This is a genomic window from Psychrobacter sp. 1044 (genome assembly GCF_904846525.1).
GTDB lineage: Bacteria > Pseudomonadota > Gammaproteobacteria > Pseudomonadales > Moraxellaceae > Psychrobacter.
Genome location: NZ_CAJHAZ010000007.1, coordinates 19,170 through 36,076 on the forward strand (window position 1 = coordinate 19,170; position 16,907 = coordinate 36,076).

The following is a 16,907-nucleotide window of genomic DNA, read 5'->3' on the forward strand; positions in this document are numbered from 1 at the left end:
TATTAAAATATAGCACTGTTCAAATACGAGTTTAGCCGAATATAAATCAATTAAAATATCATACTAACGAAGGTAGCCCTAACTATGCCAAAACGTATCGACATAAAAAGCATTCTTATCATAGGCGCAGGTCCTATCGTCATCGGTCAAGCATGTGAGTTTGATTATTCGGGTGCACAGGCCTGTAAAGCACTAAAAGAAGAAGGCTATCGCGTCATCTTGGTCAACTCAAACCCTGCGACCATCATGACTGACCCTACCATGGCGGACGCGACTTATATTGAGCCAATTACTTGGCAGACCGTTGAGCAAATCATTGCTAAAGAACGCCCTGATGCGATCTTGCCAACCATGGGTGGTCAGACGGCGCTAAACTGTGCCTTAGAATTAGACAAGCATGGCGTCTTGACCAAGTATAACTGCGAATTGATTGGCGCGACCAAAGACTCTATCGAGATGGCGGAAGATCGCAACTTGTTCGATAAAGCAATGAAGCGTATCGGTCTTGAATGTCCACGCGCTGAAACCGCTGAGACGATGGAAGAAGCTTTTGCAACCCAAGAAAAAATGGGCTATCCCTGTATCATTCGTCCATCATTTACCATGGGCGGCTCAGGCGGCGGTATCGCGTATAACCGTGATGAATTTATCGAGATTTGTGAGCGTGGCTTTGATTTATCACCAAACCATCAGCTCCTTATCGATGAATCATTAATCGGTTGGAAAGAGTATGAGATGGAAGTGGTTCGTGACAAAAACGACAACTGCATCATCATCTGCGCGATTGAAAACTTTGACCCAATGGGCGTGCACACCGGCGACTCAATCACCGTTGCGCCAGCACAGACTTTGACCGACAAAGAATACCAAATCATGCGTAATGCTTCATTAGCAGTACTGCGTGAAATCGGCGTTGAAACAGGCGGCTCAAACGTTCAGTTCGGTATTAACCCTGATACTGGTCGTATGGTCGTCATCGAGATGAATCCACGTGTGTCACGCTCATCAGCATTGGCGTCAAAAGCCACTGGTTTCCCGATTGCTAAAATCGCGGCGAAATTAGCCATTGGTTACACGCTAGATGAATTGCAAAATGACATTACAGGTGGCAAAACGCCAGCCAGCTTTGAGCCTGCGCTTGATTATGTGGTCACAAAAATCCCACGTTTTAACTTTGAAAAATTCCCACAAGCAGATAGTGTTTTATCAACCCAAATGAAATCGGTTGGTGAAGTCATGGCGATTGGTCGTAACTTTCAAGAGTCGATGCAAAAAGCATTACGTGGTATGGAAACTGGCAATGATGGTTTTGATGAGCAAATTGACTTATCGAAAGTTAGCATTGAAAAGGCACGTAGCGAAATCACCAATCGCTTAACCATTCCAACGCCTGAACGCATTTATTATATTGCCGATGCTTTCCGTATCGGTATGAGCGTCGATGAAGTATTCAACTTAACCAAAATCGATCCATGGTTCTTGGTACAAATCGAAGATATCGTGAAAACTGAAGCTCAAGTCAAAGCGTTAGGTTTTGGTGGTTTAACTGAGAAGAACTTACGCAGCTTTAAACGTAAAGGTTTATCAGATTTGCGTTTAGCAAAACTCCTTGGTGTCTCACAAAAGCAGCTACGTAAAAAGCGTTGGGACTTAAACGTTTATCCCGTGTATAAGCGCGTCGATACCTGCGCAGCAGAATTTGCTACCAGTACCGCTTATATGTACTCAACGTACGATAGCGAATGTGAAGCCAATCCAACGAATAACAAGAAAATCATGGTTATCGGTGGCGGTCCTAACCGTATCGGTCAAGGTATCGAGTTTGACTATTGCTGCGTTCATGCAGCACTTGCGATGCGCGAAGACGGCTACGAGACCATCATGGTCAACTGTAACCCTGAAACGGTTTCGACCGATTATGACACCTCTGACCGTTTATATTTTGAGCCAATCACGTTAGAGGACGTGTTAGAAATCGTCCGTATCGAAAATCCTGATGGTGTGATTGTACAGTTTGGTGGTCAAACACCATTGAAACTTGCTCGCGCTCTTGAAGCTGCTGGCGTAAAAATCATTGGTACTAGCCCAGATGCGATTGACCGCGCAGAAGACCGCGAACGCTTCCAGCATATGATTCAGCAATTGAACCTTATCCAACCAACCAATGCTTTAGCGACGAGCTTAGAAGATGGTTTGGTCAAGGCAAAAGACGTTGGCTATCCGTTGGTAGTACGCCCATCATATGTACTTGGTGGTCGCGCGATGGAAATTGTCTATAACGAAGACGAGTTAAGACACTATTTGCGTACGGCGGTTCAAGCATCGAACGAAGCGCCCGTCCTACTAGATCGCTTCTTAGACGATGCGATCGAAGTCGATGTCGACTGCGTTAGCGATGGTACTGACGTCGTGATTGGCGGTATCATGCAGCATATCGAACAAGCTGGCGTGCACTCTGGTGACTCCGCGTGTTCATTGCCACCTTACTCATTGTCTGATGAGCTGTGCGATGTGATGCGCGCGCAAACGGTCGCCATGGCAAAAGAGCTTGGTGTTGTAGGTTTAATGAACGTACAGTTTGCCGTAAAAGGTGAAACGATTTATATCTTAGAAGTGAACCCTCGCGCTGCCCGTACCGTGCCGTTTGTCTCTAAATGTATTGGTACTTCTTTAGCGCAAATCGCGGCGCGCTGTATGGCTGGCACCTCATTAAAAGACCAAGGCTTTACCACTGAAATCGTTCCGGCATTTTTTGCGGTCAAAGAAGCGGTATTCCCGTTTGCGAAGTTCCCTGGCGTTGATCCAATCTTGAGCCCTGAGATGAAATCAACCGGTGAAGTGATGGGCGTCGGTAAAACCTTTGGCGAAGCATTTTATAAAGCCATTATCGGTAGTAATGAGCGTCTGCCAGGTCTACCGACCGAAGGCGAAACCAAAACTGTCTTTATCTCAGTACGTGATAGTGACAAAGCACAAATCGCCCCTATCGCTCGCCAGCTTGTTGACTTTGGTTTTAACATTGTATCAACCACTGGTACGCAAAAAATATTGAGCGACGCCGGTATTGAGTGCAAGCAAATCAATAAAGTTACCGAAGGTCGCCCGCACATCGTCGATGCCTTGAAAAATGGTAAAATCGACCTTATTATCAATACCACTGAAGGCAAACAAGCACAAGAGGATTCATTCTCTATCCGCCGTAGCGCCCTGCAAGGTAAAGTGTTTTATGTGACGACTTTAGGGGCGGCAGACGCGGTTTGTAAATCTTATGCCATTGACCTACCGTTTGAGGTCTATAAGCTACAAGATTTGCACGAACAAGCAAAGACTATTGCTTAGCTCTATTGACTTAGCAGCATAATTTCAGTAGATTAAGCATAACGGCAACGCTCGTTTAACAGCGGATGCAAAACTTGTTATCGATTTTTATATAACAGTAGTGCTTTAAAAAACGTACGGCTTAAAAAAGCAGTACTTCAAAAAAATAAAGTTTTAAAAAGATAGACCTAAAAAGCATAGTGGCTAAACTGCGACTATGCTTTTTATTACGTAAGGTTAAAGTGCCTTGTTTGTCAGTGTATCCATGCTCACAGATAAGCGCGTGTTTAGTTGTTACGCAGTCTAAACCTCATTCTTTTTATATCTTCACATATTCATTGCAATAACACTGACACCATCTCACTATTCACTAAGAGTAGGAGATGGTGTGGTGTTATTGGTTTAAGGAAAAAACATGCAACGTTATCCCATGACTCCGCAAGGACATGCGGCTCTAGAAGCCGAATTAAAACAGTTAAAAAGTATCGACCGTCCACGCATCACTGCTTCTATCGCTGAAGCTCGTGAACATGGCGATTTAAAAGAAAATGCTGAATATCATGCAGCTCGCGAACAGCAAGGTTTTTGTGAAGCGCGTATCCGTGATATCGAAGCCAAACTTGGCGGCGCGCAAGTGATTGATCCTGCAACATTACCAAAAGATGGTCGTGTGATATTCGGCGTGAGCGTCGTTATCGAAAACATGGACACCGGAGAAGAAAAACAATACAAAATCGTTGGTGATGACGAAGCAGACTTTAAAGCGGGTAAAATCTCAGTCAATTCACCGATCGCACGTGGTTTGATTGGTAAGTCTGAAGGCGATGAAGCGCGTATTGAAACGCCAAAAGGCGTGGTCGAATACGAAATCATGAAAGTGATTTACGATTAATTTTCCCGATTTGAGAAATATCTGAATAGAAAGCCTTTGATAGCAATTCTTTGATAAATAAAAAGCTTTTGATGACAGCAGTATTTTAACGTGAATCAGCTGGCAATTCGCCTAGCAAATGAGCGTAGAAAGCAGTACACAACCTCATTATGAATAGAGCAGAACTTACACAACGCTGCTTTTTTAGTCTGTTTGTTTTAGCGCATAATTGCTCGAGTATAGATGCTGAGCCTTGTGCCTATTACAACTGTCTTATTCTAAGCATTAGACATAAGTGCTTAGCAACTGACTAAAATAATGATGGAGAGATAGCGAACGTTGGCTATCATTAGTATCTTTACCCTCGTTATTTGACATGGTTTACATGCTCATTTGACGGGGGTTTTTCTTTTCTAGGTGTTGTTTTCTAGGTGTTGTTTTCTAGGTGTTGTTTTCTAAGCGTTATTTTTTACGCTTTGCTTTCTGCTACTACATTAGCGGCTTTATTTACTGTTATTTTAAAGGAATCTATTATGACCATACACATCGATATGCCAGCGTTACTGACTATAAATAAGAAGGTGTTTACCCAGCACAGCCTCGTCAAAAAAAGTGTGATAAGCACTGCTATTCCAACAATCTTAGCAGGCGCTTTATTGACGGTATCTACCGCACATGCTGCGCCTGAGATCGCCATCACTTCGTCTGCTGGTAGTAGCACTACCGTCGTTGAGCAGTATTCTGACGGTAAAACCGCGACCATTACAGCGACACCACACGGCATCACTATGCAAGACGGCATGCCTTATGCGGTGACTCAAGTAACTAACGTTCCTCGCTATACGGTTCGCCAAGTAGCCAGTAATGGTGCGAGCAGTACGGTCGTCACCCAAGGCAGCACCACGGTTACGAGCGTACCTGTGACTAACCAGATGACCAATCAAACAAGCAACGTTGATGTCATAGCCGTGCCGACGACTAGCGTGACACAAGTATTGCCTGTGACGACGGCTACCCAATTGCCAGTCATCAATACGCCAACGACAACCATAGTGACGAACCAACCTGCAACGACGCAAATAGTATCTACGTCTTTAGATGCTCTGCAACTGACCCCGACCTTTAGTACGCCTGATGTGGTGAATGCACAAACCAAAGTGATGAAAATATTAAAAAACAAAGATGGTCGCGAAGTGGCTGTCCCTGCGAACCATATCGCACCTGGCGACATCATCGAATACCACACCACTTATACCAATACCACGGCACAACCCGTCACTGACATCAATGCCATGGTGTCACTACCAAATGGCGTGCAATTGGTATCATTGAATAGCCCACTACCCACGCTTGCGACAACAGGTGGCGACAGTTATCAGACTATCCAACAAGTTGGCAACACTGTAGTCATCACAGAAAATTACTCTGGACTCAAATGGAACTTGGTAGATCTTCCTGCTAACGCACCGCAAACGGTTGTTATACGTGCGAAGGTTCAGTAAAAATTAAATTTGAAAGTTTAGATTTGAAAAGTATTGTTATTTAATTAATCTTAAAATTAATAAAAGGTCTTGCCGGCTAATTTCCTAGTCAGCAAGACCTTTTTTATGCCTGTACTTTATTTCTTAACAACCAACCTTTTGCTATAGTGCTATTAACTTAAAACAAATATCTGGTCATTATTCGCATGTATAAATTTACTGCTCTCTATTCATTGATTTTTATCATTTATAGCTGTATTTTGAGTTCTATATCTTGGGCTGAAGCTGCCGAACCAAAATTTGATGCTAGCTTTTATATGTCGAAAATTTGTACTGTATATATGAGTAAAGACGGTCATGAATATTGCGATGATGGTTATATCCTTAAAAGCGAAACCTTAAATAATGGCGAAGTAATAGAAACCGTGCTTATGGATGACATGGGTGGCTACGGCTGGAACCATACTTCGCTCAAAAGAATCGATAAAGATACTTATCATGTCTATATCGGCTGTGGTAGTCCGTGCGGCACTAATATACTATTTGGTCGTGGGGATAAAAAACAAAATTTTGACCTATACTTTGACTTTGATACAAAAAGTCAGTGTAGTGTTGAGTATAACAATGACCAAAAACTCTGGGTTGCCCGTCATTTTTTCTCCGATAAAGAGGTAGCTTTACCTTCAACTCATGGCAATAGTGAATCTGCGATTTATCCCAAGTACGATGCTGAGTTCGATAAAAAAGGACGTCTGATTATCAAAAACCACTTCTCAGAGGAAGTGGTTCAAACATTACCTAATCCCTGCTCCTTTAATTAAAAATCTCATAAATAGCACGACAACAGTTGTCGTATAAAATTACTATTTCACTCATAAATACAATGACTTAAGGCTAAATTTGTTAAAATAGTTATTCATTAATGTATTGGTCAGTACCGCTTATGGCAACCATCAATTACGAACGACTACAAGGCAAGCTCAATATTTTAGCGGACGCTGCTAAGTATGATGTTTCTTGCTCCTCCTCCGCTGGTACGCGCAAAAACCAAGGTGGTAGTCTTGGCGATGCCTCCGCTACTGGTATTTGCCACAGCTATACCGAAGATGGTCGCTGCGTCAGCTTGTTAAAAATCCTCTTAACCAATCACTGTATATACGATTGCGCTTATTGCACCTCACGCAAAAGCAATGACACGCCGCGCGCTGCTTTTAGCGTCGAGGAAGTGGTTGATTTAACCATGCAGTTTTATCGCCGTAACTATATCGAAGGGCTGTTTCTTAGCTCAGGTATTTTTAAAAGTGGCGATTATACGATGGAGCGACTGGTTGAGGTCGCTAAGATATTGCGGACACGTGAACGCTTTAATGGCTATATCCATTTAAAGACCATTCCGGGTGCATCAAAAGAGTTGCTGTTAGAAGCGGGATTATACGCCGATCGTCTCAGCGTTAATATTGAGATTCCGACCAAATCAGGTCTAGCACTGCTCGCCCCAGAAAAATCACATGATGAATTAAAAGCACCGATGGAAACGGTTAAAACTGAAATTATTACGATCAAAGAGAGCCGTAAAATCCATAAAAAAGCACCGAAATTTGTGCCAGCAGGTCAAACCAGTCAAATGATTGTTGGCGCGAGTAACGAGACTGACTTGCAAGTAATTCAGTTATCGAGTCATTTTTATAAACAGTACGATCTTAAGCGCGTTTACTACTCTGGCTATGTACCGATGTTGTCCGACAGCCGCTTACCAGCTATTGGAACGCCCGTGCCAATGATACGTGAAAATCGCCTTTATCAAGCGGACTGGCTGATGCGTTTTTATGGTTTTGGTGCCCATGAAATCGTTGAACCAGACTCGCCATTTTTGGATTTGGACTGCGACCCAAAGCTTGCTTGGGCAATCCGCCACCGTGAGCATTTTCCGGTTAATATTCAAACCGCCACTTATAAGATGATTGTGCGTATCCCGGGCATTGGTACTAAGACGGCTAAAAAGATAGTAAAGGCGCGCAAGTTTAATCAGTTGACGCTTTATCATCTCAAAAAAATGGGCGCGGCGGTCAATCGCGCCAAATACTTTATCGCAACTACCGGAAAAAACGAACATTTAGCGCATTTAACGCGTGATAACTTCCGACAATATGTATTGGCACAGACGCAGACCAAGTATAAAGACCAGCGTAATGGGCAAATGGCTTTGTTTTAAATAGCACTGTTGTAATTAGCATTGTTTCAGTGATTACTATTATAAATAGGAGTGTAGATGTCACAACTGCTGCAAAGCCACGACTATACTGTCGGTCACTTAACACCCAGCATCGTGCTTTACGAACCAAGTTTTGAGGGTTGGCTGAGTGCGGTATTTTATGTCTATGCCAATAAATTGCAAAACGATGATTCTCTACAGTTAATCGCTCAAGACTGCTATGTACCTTCATTAATCGCACAAGCGACTAGCGTTACTACCGATGAAGACAATGCCGAACGCGTACTGATAAAGCTGAATAAGCTCTTAGGTCGCTCGGGTATGCGCAATATTCTCTGGGGATTTTTATCCGAAAAAGACAATATCGGTACGACTCTATTTCAAGTGGTCAAATATGCCATCGATTATCCTAGCCGCCATATTATGGAAGACTTGGGTAACCTCAATGTCTTAGAGCTGGTGCAAACTGTCAAATCGGTCGGTCGTGAGAAACATCGTATGGAAGCCTTTGTACGTTTTGAGCATACCACTGACGATATCTATTTTGCGCGAGTGGAGCCTGATTTTAATGTATTGCCTCTGATTGGCGAGCATTTTCGGCAGCGCTACCAAGACCAACACTGGGCGATTTATGATTTATCCCGTGGCTATGGCATTTATTATGATAAAAGCAAAAGTACGCCTAAATGCCCCGCTGCCCTACAAACCATCACTAATCTAGATAATGCCGTGCTGCGCAATCCTGCCAGTATTCATAGCGAGGATGAGCAGCGCTATCAAAAATTTTGGCAAGGTTACTTTACCAACGTCAACATCAAAGAGCGTAAAAACCCCCGTTTGCATAAGCAATACTTGCCGCAGCGCTATTGGAAATACTTAAGCGAAAAGCAAGTACTGCCCAATGCTGAGCATTTACAGAAACGTCGCTAATGACTTTTATCCTTCGATTCAAGCCTTTATGCGTATCTCCCTTAGAAACTCGACCATATAACCTTATCTTTTTATCTTGATGGTTGAGTTTTGGCGGCTTTTAACTGACAATAGCCACTTGTTATTATCAACTGGTCACCAATGCCATTATGAAAGTTATGCGCTTATTATCGTCTTTAAAGCATGATGAATCCGAGCGCGGTATTTTTCATCTTGGGCGCGCATTGGTCAAAAATGGCCATACCTCCATCATCGTCTCTAGCGCCGACGAAGATAATGATCTGGTCAAACGCCTCAAGCGTGATGGCAATAACTATCATCAGCTATATATGAATAAAAAGTCTTGGCTATCGTTACTACAAGTCACGGCGCTGCGGCGTTTGATTGAAGAGTACGATCCTGACGTGATCCATGTGCACTCACGCACACCTGCATGGATACTGCATTTGGCATTGCGCCGCGCCCGCGTCAAGCGGATACCAAAGCTAGTGTCAACCATGTATGGTTTTTATCCGATCAATAAGTACTCTCAAGCCTTACTCGATGTCGATACCATCATTACCGTCTCCGATAGTGTGACCAATTATCTAAAAAAAGGCCTGCGCCGAGAAGATGCAGACCCTAAAGTCATCAAACGCATCTACCGTGGTATCGATACGCGCCGCTATCCTTATCGTCATAATCCATCTGTTTATTGGTTACGGCATACTTTTGCTGAATATCCTGAGCTTGAGCATAAAAAATGGCTGGTATTTCCAACCATTATTGGCAACGAATATGGTCAGGAATGGCTGATTGATATTTTGGGCAACTTGCAAGAGCAGTTCCCTAACATCCACGTCATTATCATGGATGATGATTATAGAGATGGTGATGTCGCGCACGAAGATTTCCGCCAACGCACCAATACATTAGGGTTGGCTGATCGAATTACTTATGTAGGTAGCAAACGTAATGACATGCGTGAATGGCTCTCAGCCGCCAATATCGTCATGGCGCTTGCTAATGAGCCTGAATCAATCGGCATCAACGCCTTACAAGCGATTCATTTAGGTACGCCCGTTATTGGTTGGGATCAGGCCGCATTTAGTGAGATTTTACAACCGCTATATCCTCAAGGGCTGGTCAAAAAATACAATGCCAATGCGCTATGTAAAGCCGTGAGAAATCAATTAGAAAGCATCACACGGCCTGAAATGACCAATAAATTCACCATGCGTGAGATGATTGAAGAAACCCTTGCTGTCTATCAAGGTTTATACGACGACTCGCTCGCAGAGGAACAAGCTGCAAGCGATGCCGCTGCTGTTAAAAGAATTAACAAGACGCTAAAAAAATCCTCTAAACCCACTAGTAAGAAGCCTGAGTCTGCTTATGTCGCGCTTGCACCAGCCGATAAACAAACCAAAGTAAAGCTTATCAAAGAAAAACCTAAAGCGATGAACCCATCAAATCCGCTTACTGACTCAGAAACGCTTCAAAATCATAAAGACCCGTAAGCCTACCACTTTATTACTTAGGCTAATATCTAACAGCTTGCTGGGGCATGTTTTCACAATGAATTATTTCATACAAAAAAACGCGGCTTCTATTTTTAGAAGCCGCGCGGGAAATCACTATGGCTATTTAAACATCAACTTAAATGGCTATTAAAATGCTCACCTAATAAGTCGTCGGGGTGTGCGCACTAACAATGCGAGTCACGCCATCAGTAGGGTTGATAAAAGTATGCGGGCGAATGGTATCAATCACGTAGCTATCCCCTTGGTTTAATAGATACGTCGTCTCATCGATACGGATAAGAATCTTGCCTTCAATAACGGTGCCAATCTCTTCACCTTCGTGGGCGATTTTTTCTTCCGTTGAGCTGTTCGGTTGATACACCTCAATCAAAAAACCCAAATTCTTGGTGGTACTACAGTTATATACCTGTCTTAGCGACACTCTGCTACTCGGTTCGCTCAACTCCAACAAATCCTTTGGCGTTACCACGACTCTCGCCTTTGGTTCCTTCCATTCATCACTAAAAAACGTGGTTAAATCAGAACCCAATACCGCCAAAATTGCCTTTAGCGTATTCACTGCTGGACTGACTTTATTGCGCTCAATGGAGCTGATAGAAGTATTGGTTAATCCCGACAATTTCGCAAGCTTACGTTGCGAGTAGCCCTTTGCGAGGCGCAGCTGATTGATCTTTTTACCGATATCCTCTTCTGGCGACTCGTCATTTTCGGTTGACATCGCTGTCTCAGAGTCTGTCAGCTCATCTTCATCATCACCACTGGTGTCGTCATCTTTATCGATATCAGCCGCCTTATCGCTGGCGACATCAGCGTCAATGCTGCTATTAATATCAATGTCAGTGCTGGCATTGTCTACATTGCCTTCAGTAGTGCTATTCAGTTTGGGTTTTGCTGGCATAGTGAATGAATTCCGTGAATAGAAATTTGGACAAGTCGTCTTGTGCATAATTTAACTCAGGATGCCATTGTACACCAATCATAAATGGATGTTGCAACAAGCTGATAGCTTCGACCAAACCATCAGGCGCTAGAGCCTCAACCAATAAACGCGCGCCTACTTTATTGATTGCTTGTTTATGTAGCGAGTTAACGTGCCATTTTTCACCAAACGCCGCCAGTCGACCCGCAGGTTGGATAATCACGTCATGAACTGGCTGATACTGCACTTCAAGTGGCTGAGTATTGTCCTCTAAATGTGGCTCATAAAACCCCTCTACTTCCCGCCAATCAGGATGTAGCGTGCCACCAAAATGCACATTCATCTCTTGCAAACCTCGGCAAACCGCCAATAGCGGAGTGCCAGTCTTGTCTGCATAATCCAACAATTTAAAGCTCAGCTCATCACGACCCAAGTCTTGTTTCGCTTCGATATGCGTCGTGCCATAACGCGTTGGTGCCACGTTACTATAACTGCCCGTTAACAAAATCCCATCTGCGATATTCAGTAGCGCCTCAAAGTTTTCGCTATCGGCAGCAGTGTTTGGCAGCAGTATGGGATTGCCACCATAAAAATTCACGGCATCGATATATTTTTGATACACCGCTTGTGCTGGCTGCCCATCAACCATCTTATGACAAGAAACAATAGCAATAATAGGTCTAGAATTTTTCATACCGTCTTCCCTAGTTATAACAAATAGACCTCATCGTCTATATTGCTCAATCCTTTATTTAGCTAAAATTTAACACAGCACCCCATAAAATGTAAACTATAAATTTCAATATTGCCGATATTAATAATAAAATTGGAAAAATGTATTAATTTAAGATAATTTTAAATAAAAATTGACAACTATATTTTTCACACATATATTGGAAGTCATCAGCGAGACATTAAACAAGGGTTGACGTTTATATCTCGATGTTAAGGGCTAAGAACAGCGAAATCTAAAGAATTCATATTATTAATAAAATCTGTTTTGAGAAACATAAAGAGACACATAAAGACTGTTTAAATAAGAGGTAATCAATCGCTGTTTTACCAAGTATTGGTCAGAAATATCACTAAAAGACGATGCGCCAGCAGTATCCGTATTGACAATAATCCCAGTAATTCTAAAAATTCATAGGAAGAATAGACATGACGACAACCAATGGAATGGTCGAATCTGCAAACAACACAGAATACGTTTATGTTGCGGCAGGTGATATTAATGGCTTACTTCGTGGTAAGCGCATCCCTTTCAATCAAATGGAAAAAGCAGAAAACGGTGCGATACGATTGCCTTTATCTATCTTAGGCGTTGATATTTGGGGTGCTGATGTCATCGAGTCTTCTCAATGTAATGGCGATATAGATGCCATTGCCCGTCCTACGGGTCGTGCCGCCTATCCACTTCTCAATACCAGTGCGCCTTCATCGCTATTGCCCGTTTGGCTTTATACAGAAAATAACGAGCCTTATTACGGTGATGCCAGACACGTTTTGGATTACATCAGCAAAAAATTCAAAGCGCTTGGTTTGACTCCAGTGATGGCCACTGAGCTGGAATTTTATTTGGTTGACTATACTGAAGGCGAAACCCCAAGACCACCTATCCGCCCCAAAAGCGGGCTAAGACTGAATAAAACCTCAATTTTGAGTATCAATGATCTATTACAATTCGATGAATTTTTAGACGAAGTTTATGCACAGTGCAAAAAGCTCGATATCCCAGCAGATGCCGCGTTGGCAGAGAATGGCTGTGGCCAGTTTGAGATTAATTTATTACACGTAGACGATCCACTAAAAGCCGCTGACGATGCGATTTTGTTCAAACAGGTCGTCAAAGCCGTCGCTGCTCGCCGTAAACTCACCGCGACATTCATGGCAAAGCCTTTTGGTCTGCAGTCGGGTAATGGTTTTCATGTGCATTGCAGCTTATTAGATAAAAACGGCAATAATGTCTTTGATGATGGGTCAGATGAAGGCTCAGATATCTTGCGCCATGCAGTCGCTGGATTGTTAAAGACCATGTCAGATTGCACATTGTTATTTGCCCCACATGTGAATTCTTATCGCCGCTTTACACCCGGTACGCTAGCGCCAAACAATGTGTCATGGGGTTATGAAAACCGCACGGCGGCAGTACGTATCCCTGGTGGTGACTCAAAAGCGCGCCGTATCGAGCACCGTGTCTCTGGCGCTGACGCCAATCCTTATCTGGTCTGTAGTGCGGTACTGGCAGGTATGCTGTATGGCATCGAGAACAAGCTGGAAGCGCCAGAACCCATTAATAGCATTACTTACGACGAAGCCGAACTTAAGACCTTGCCATTAGACTGGCTGTCCGCCATCCGCAAATTTGAAAGCAGTGATGTGATTGATTCGCTGTTCCCAAGCGAGATGATTGAGCTGTTGATCGCGGTCAAAAAGCAAGAAGCCAAACGCTTTGCTCAGCAAGTGACCAACCTTGAATACCTCACCTATTTACAGGATGTTTGATATGTCAAATAACTCAAATAGCAATGCAGCAACGAACCAAAACTTATCGTCGAATAATACGCGTAATATTCCGCATTATTCAGACAAAGGACAATATCCTGATAGCTATTATGCAGCCAGTCGTAATCCTAAGCCGGATAGACCAACACTAAAGAATGACATCCAAGTGGAAATATGTGTGGTTGGCGGCGGCTATAGCGGTTTATCCACGGCCCTGCATCTCATTGAAACCGACCATGAAGTCGTGGTACTGGAAGGCGCGCAAATTGGTTGGGGCGCATCAGGGCGTAATGGCGGTCAAATTGTCAATGGTCTAAATGCGAGCCTACAAAAAATCAAAAAGTCTTATGGTCAAGAAAATGCAGACTTCGTCGGTCAGCTCGTGACCCGCGGTGGCAAAATTATTCGTCGTTTTGTTAGAGACTACGATATCAGCTGTGATCTCAAAGAAAAAAATATCTTTGCGGCATTAAATAATGGACAGCTAAAAGACTTGCAAGAAACGCATGCACTATGGGAGAGCCATGGTATGCATGATCGAGAAATGCTCGATAAGCGCGGTATCCAAGAGCATATAAAATCAGATGCCTATGTGGGCGGAGTCATCGATCACTCCGGTGGACACTTCCATCCATTGAATCTTGCTCTAGGTGAGGCAGCGGCCATTGAGCAAGGCGGCGGCACTATTTACGAAAACACCTTAGTGGTTGATATTGAGTATGCTGACGATGCTATCAAAGTCATTACCGAGTTTGGCACCGTAACTTGTAAGCAAGCGGTGCTATGCGGCAATGCCTATCTCAATAAAGTGATCCCTAAACTGACTGACCGTGTTATGCCGGTATCGACGCAAATTATCGCCACCGAGCCGCTGGGTGATTTAGCAGACCAGTTACTGCCAACCGATGTTTGTGTCGAAGATGTCCGCTACATTTTGGATTACTATCGCCTCTCAGCAGACAAGCGCATGTTATTCGGCGGTGGTACAGTCTACGGTGGTCAAGACCCCGCCGACATCACAGCTAAAATTAGACCAAATATGAATAAGATTTTTCCAGAGTTACGTGATGTCAAAATTGACTATGCGTGGAGTGGGAACTTTGCGTTGTCTTTTTCTCGCGTACCACAAATGGGCAAGCTACATGAGCGAGTATATTTCGCCCATGGTTATAGTGGTCATGGCGTGACAGGATCGCATCTATTTGGACAAATATTAGCCGATGCCATCAATGGTAAAACCAAAGAGTTCGATGCTTTTGCACAGATTCCTTGGATTCCGTTCCCAGGTGGTCGAGCGCTGCGAGTCCCTTACTCTGTCATGGGCTCATGGTGGTATGCGCTAAAAGATACCACTGGCATGTAAACGCATAAAAACTTTGAATAATAAACATTGAATAAGGTGTTTTTATTTTAAATGCGGTCGTTACAGTGACCTATCATAGCAACGGATTGTTGTGATAGGGCGCGATAGACAGTTGATTCGCTACTGTCTGTCGCGCGTCAACCATAGAATAGAGCTTGTTTAAAAAAACAATGAGGTTTTACAGGGAGCGTAAATATGAACATGAAGCTCAATGATGCTGTCGAAGGACAGTATCATAATAAGCGAGTATTTCTCACCGTCATAGTAGCCGTCGTCATCTATCTGGCTTTTGCTTGGCTATCTACCAGCCGTGCCCCAGACCAATCTTGGGGCGCCTTATCTTTACTACCAACATTACTAGTATTAGTCACTGCCATTGTCTCTAGGCGACCATTTGAATCCATGATCGCAGGCTGTGTCGCTGGCCTTGTGATGCTCAACCCTTTTGATTTGGTCTCCCCTTTTGCAGACAACATGTCGATGGTGCTGGGTAATGAGACCATTATTTGGATTGTTCTGGTCTGCGGTCTGATGGGTGGTCTCATTCAACTGCTTGAGATTAGTGGGTGTCTAGATGGCTTTAGTGAATGGCTACAAAAAATCATTAAGTCGCGCCGTCAGTCATTGTTGGCCACCTTTGCTTTGGGCGTGGTGGTTTTCATTGATGACTATTTGAACTGTCTAGCCGTATCAACCTCCGTCAAAAAACTCACTGACGTCTATAACGTTTCTCGTGAGAAGCTTGCTTATATTGTCGATTCAACCGCCGCACCGATGTGTATTATCGTGCCTATTTCTACTTGGGCGGTCTACTTTGCCGGTCTTTTAGAAGAAAACGGCGTGGCTGGCGATGGTGAAGGTATTGGGCTTTATATCAGCGCGATTCCTTATATGGCATATGCTTGGTTTGCACTTTTGATTGTATTCTTGGTCGCGTATGGCATTTTAGGTGACTGGGGTCCGATGAAAAAAGCCGAGGCACGCGCCAAAGCGGGTAATCCTGTTCCTGAAGCCTTTGTCGAAGAGCAACTGGTCTCAAACGTCCAAGCCAAGCGTAAACTATCGTTCAAAGCCAATATCGCAAACTTCGCTTTCCCAATGATTTTGTTAATTGTCTCGACGGTCTACTTCGAAATCGATCTATTACGCGGTGCATTATTGACCTGTTTTGTGACCGTCGTTGTCTATTGGATGCAAGGCATTTTAAGTTTTGAGACGCAAGTTGAAGCCATCTTTAAAGGCTTTAAAGTCATGCTTTATCCGCTCTCAACCGTCATCGGCGGTTTTTTCTTAAAAGCCATCAATGATGAGCTTGGTATGACCTCATATGTGATTGAGGCTATCACGCCTTATATGACCATTATTATTTTCCCTGCCGTCATCTTTGCCGTCATGGCTTTCTTAACTTTTGCCACATCATCAAGCTGGGGGCTGTATGTCCTTGCTATGCCGATTGTCTTTCCAATCTCTATTGCACTAGGCGTTAGCACTCCCCTTATGATTGGCGCATTGTTATCAGCATCATCATTTGGTAGCCATGCTTGCTTCTTTAGTGATTCATCGCTACTTGCCGCGCAAGGTGCTGGCTGCTCCCCCATGCAGCATGCTTTTACCCAGTTCCCCTATGCCATGCTCGGCGCGGGTTTATCCGTCGTCACCTTCTTAGGATTGGGTTATATGATGGCTTAAGCCAATCTTAACGCTATTATTGTAATCATTGACTAACGGGCAATGAGAGATTGTTCGTTAATCAATAAAAACAGCCCTTTTATGTGGTAGTCACTA

Annotated in this window: 12 protein-coding genes; 10 read left to right on the forward strand and 2 right to left on the reverse strand. The window is 43.6% G+C overall.

What is annotated here, in order from left to right:
- The first annotated feature begins 84 nt into the window (after window positions 1–84).
- From carB to JMX82_RS06135, 7 genes are all read left to right on the forward strand, one after another.
- Window positions 85–3,339 carry a carbamoyl-phosphate synthase large subunit gene (carB, locus tag JMX82_RS06105; RefSeq protein WP_201539880.1) on the forward strand — a complete coding sequence of 1,085 codons (3,255 nt, stop codon included), beginning with the start codon at window positions 85–87 and terminating at the stop codon, window positions 3,337–3,339.
- 394 nt (window positions 3,340–3,733) lie between these two features.
- On the forward strand, window positions 3,734–4,210 hold the full coding sequence (gene greA, locus JMX82_RS06110) for a transcription elongation factor GreA (RefSeq protein ID WP_045445504.1): 477 nt from the start codon (window positions 3,734–3,736) through the stop codon (window positions 4,208–4,210).
- A gap of 512 nt (window positions 4,211–4,722) precedes the next feature.
- A complete protein-coding gene (locus JMX82_RS06115) occupies window positions 4,723–5,691 on the forward strand; it encodes a hypothetical protein (protein WP_227676399.1) in 969 nt (322 codons plus the stop codon).
- 185 nt (window positions 5,692–5,876) lie between these two features.
- Window positions 5,877–6,491, forward strand: coding sequence for a hypothetical protein (locus JMX82_RS06120; protein WP_201539881.1), 615 nt, complete (start codon window positions 5,877–5,879; stop codon window positions 6,489–6,491).
- 122 nt (window positions 6,492–6,613) lie between these two features.
- Window positions 6,614–7,882: a putative DNA modification/repair radical SAM protein gene (locus JMX82_RS06125; protein ID WP_201539882.1), complete on the forward strand. Its 1,269-nt coding sequence runs from the start codon at window positions 6,614–6,616 to the stop codon at window positions 7,880–7,882.
- A gap of 57 nt (window positions 7,883–7,939) precedes the next feature.
- Window positions 7,940–8,812: a TIGR03915 family putative DNA repair protein gene (locus JMX82_RS06130; protein WP_201539883.1), complete on the forward strand. Its 873-nt coding sequence runs from the start codon at window positions 7,940–7,942 to the stop codon at window positions 8,810–8,812.
- 149 nt (window positions 8,813–8,961) lie between these two features.
- Complete coding sequence (locus JMX82_RS06135) at window positions 8,962–10,311, forward strand: glycosyltransferase (protein WP_227676403.1); 1,350 nt, start codon at window positions 8,962–8,964, stop codon at window positions 10,309–10,311.
- Window positions 10,312–10,474: 163 nt separating this feature from the next.
- On the opposite strand, the gene JMX82_RS06140 is transcribed toward JMX82_RS06135, so the two are convergent.
- Together JMX82_RS06140 and JMX82_RS06145 are read right to left on the reverse strand one after the other, a co-directional pair.
- Complete coding sequence (locus JMX82_RS06140) at window positions 10,475–11,233, reverse strand: cupin domain-containing protein (RefSeq protein WP_201539884.1); 759 nt, start codon at window positions 11,231–11,233, stop codon at window positions 10,475–10,477.
- A complete protein-coding gene (locus tag JMX82_RS06145; RefSeq protein WP_201539885.1) occupies window positions 11,208–11,948 on the reverse strand; it encodes a gamma-glutamyl-gamma-aminobutyrate hydrolase family protein in 741 nt (246 codons plus the stop codon). Before JMX82_RS06145 ends, JMX82_RS06140 begins: the two co-directional genes overlap by 26 nt.
- Before the next feature lie 467 nt (window positions 11,949–12,415).
- Between JMX82_RS06145 and JMX82_RS06150 the strand changes: the two genes are divergently transcribed.
- From JMX82_RS06150 to JMX82_RS06160, 3 genes are all read left to right on the forward strand, one after another.
- Window positions 12,416–13,759 (forward strand): glutamine synthetase family protein, encoded by a 1,344-nt coding sequence (locus JMX82_RS06150; RefSeq protein ID WP_201539886.1) that lies wholly within the window; start codon window positions 12,416–12,418, stop codon window positions 13,757–13,759.
- A 1-nt stretch (window position 13,760) separates the two neighbouring features.
- Window positions 13,761–15,122, forward strand: a complete 1,362-nt coding sequence (locus tag JMX82_RS06155) for an NAD(P)/FAD-dependent oxidoreductase (protein WP_265089309.1) — start codon at window positions 13,761–13,763, stop codon at window positions 15,120–15,122.
- A gap of 195 nt (window positions 15,123–15,317) precedes the next feature.
- A complete protein-coding gene (locus JMX82_RS06160; RefSeq protein WP_201539887.1) occupies window positions 15,318–16,811 on the forward strand; it encodes a Na+/H+ antiporter NhaC family protein in 1,494 nt (497 codons plus the stop codon).
- Window positions 16,812–16,907: the final 96 nt, after the last annotated feature.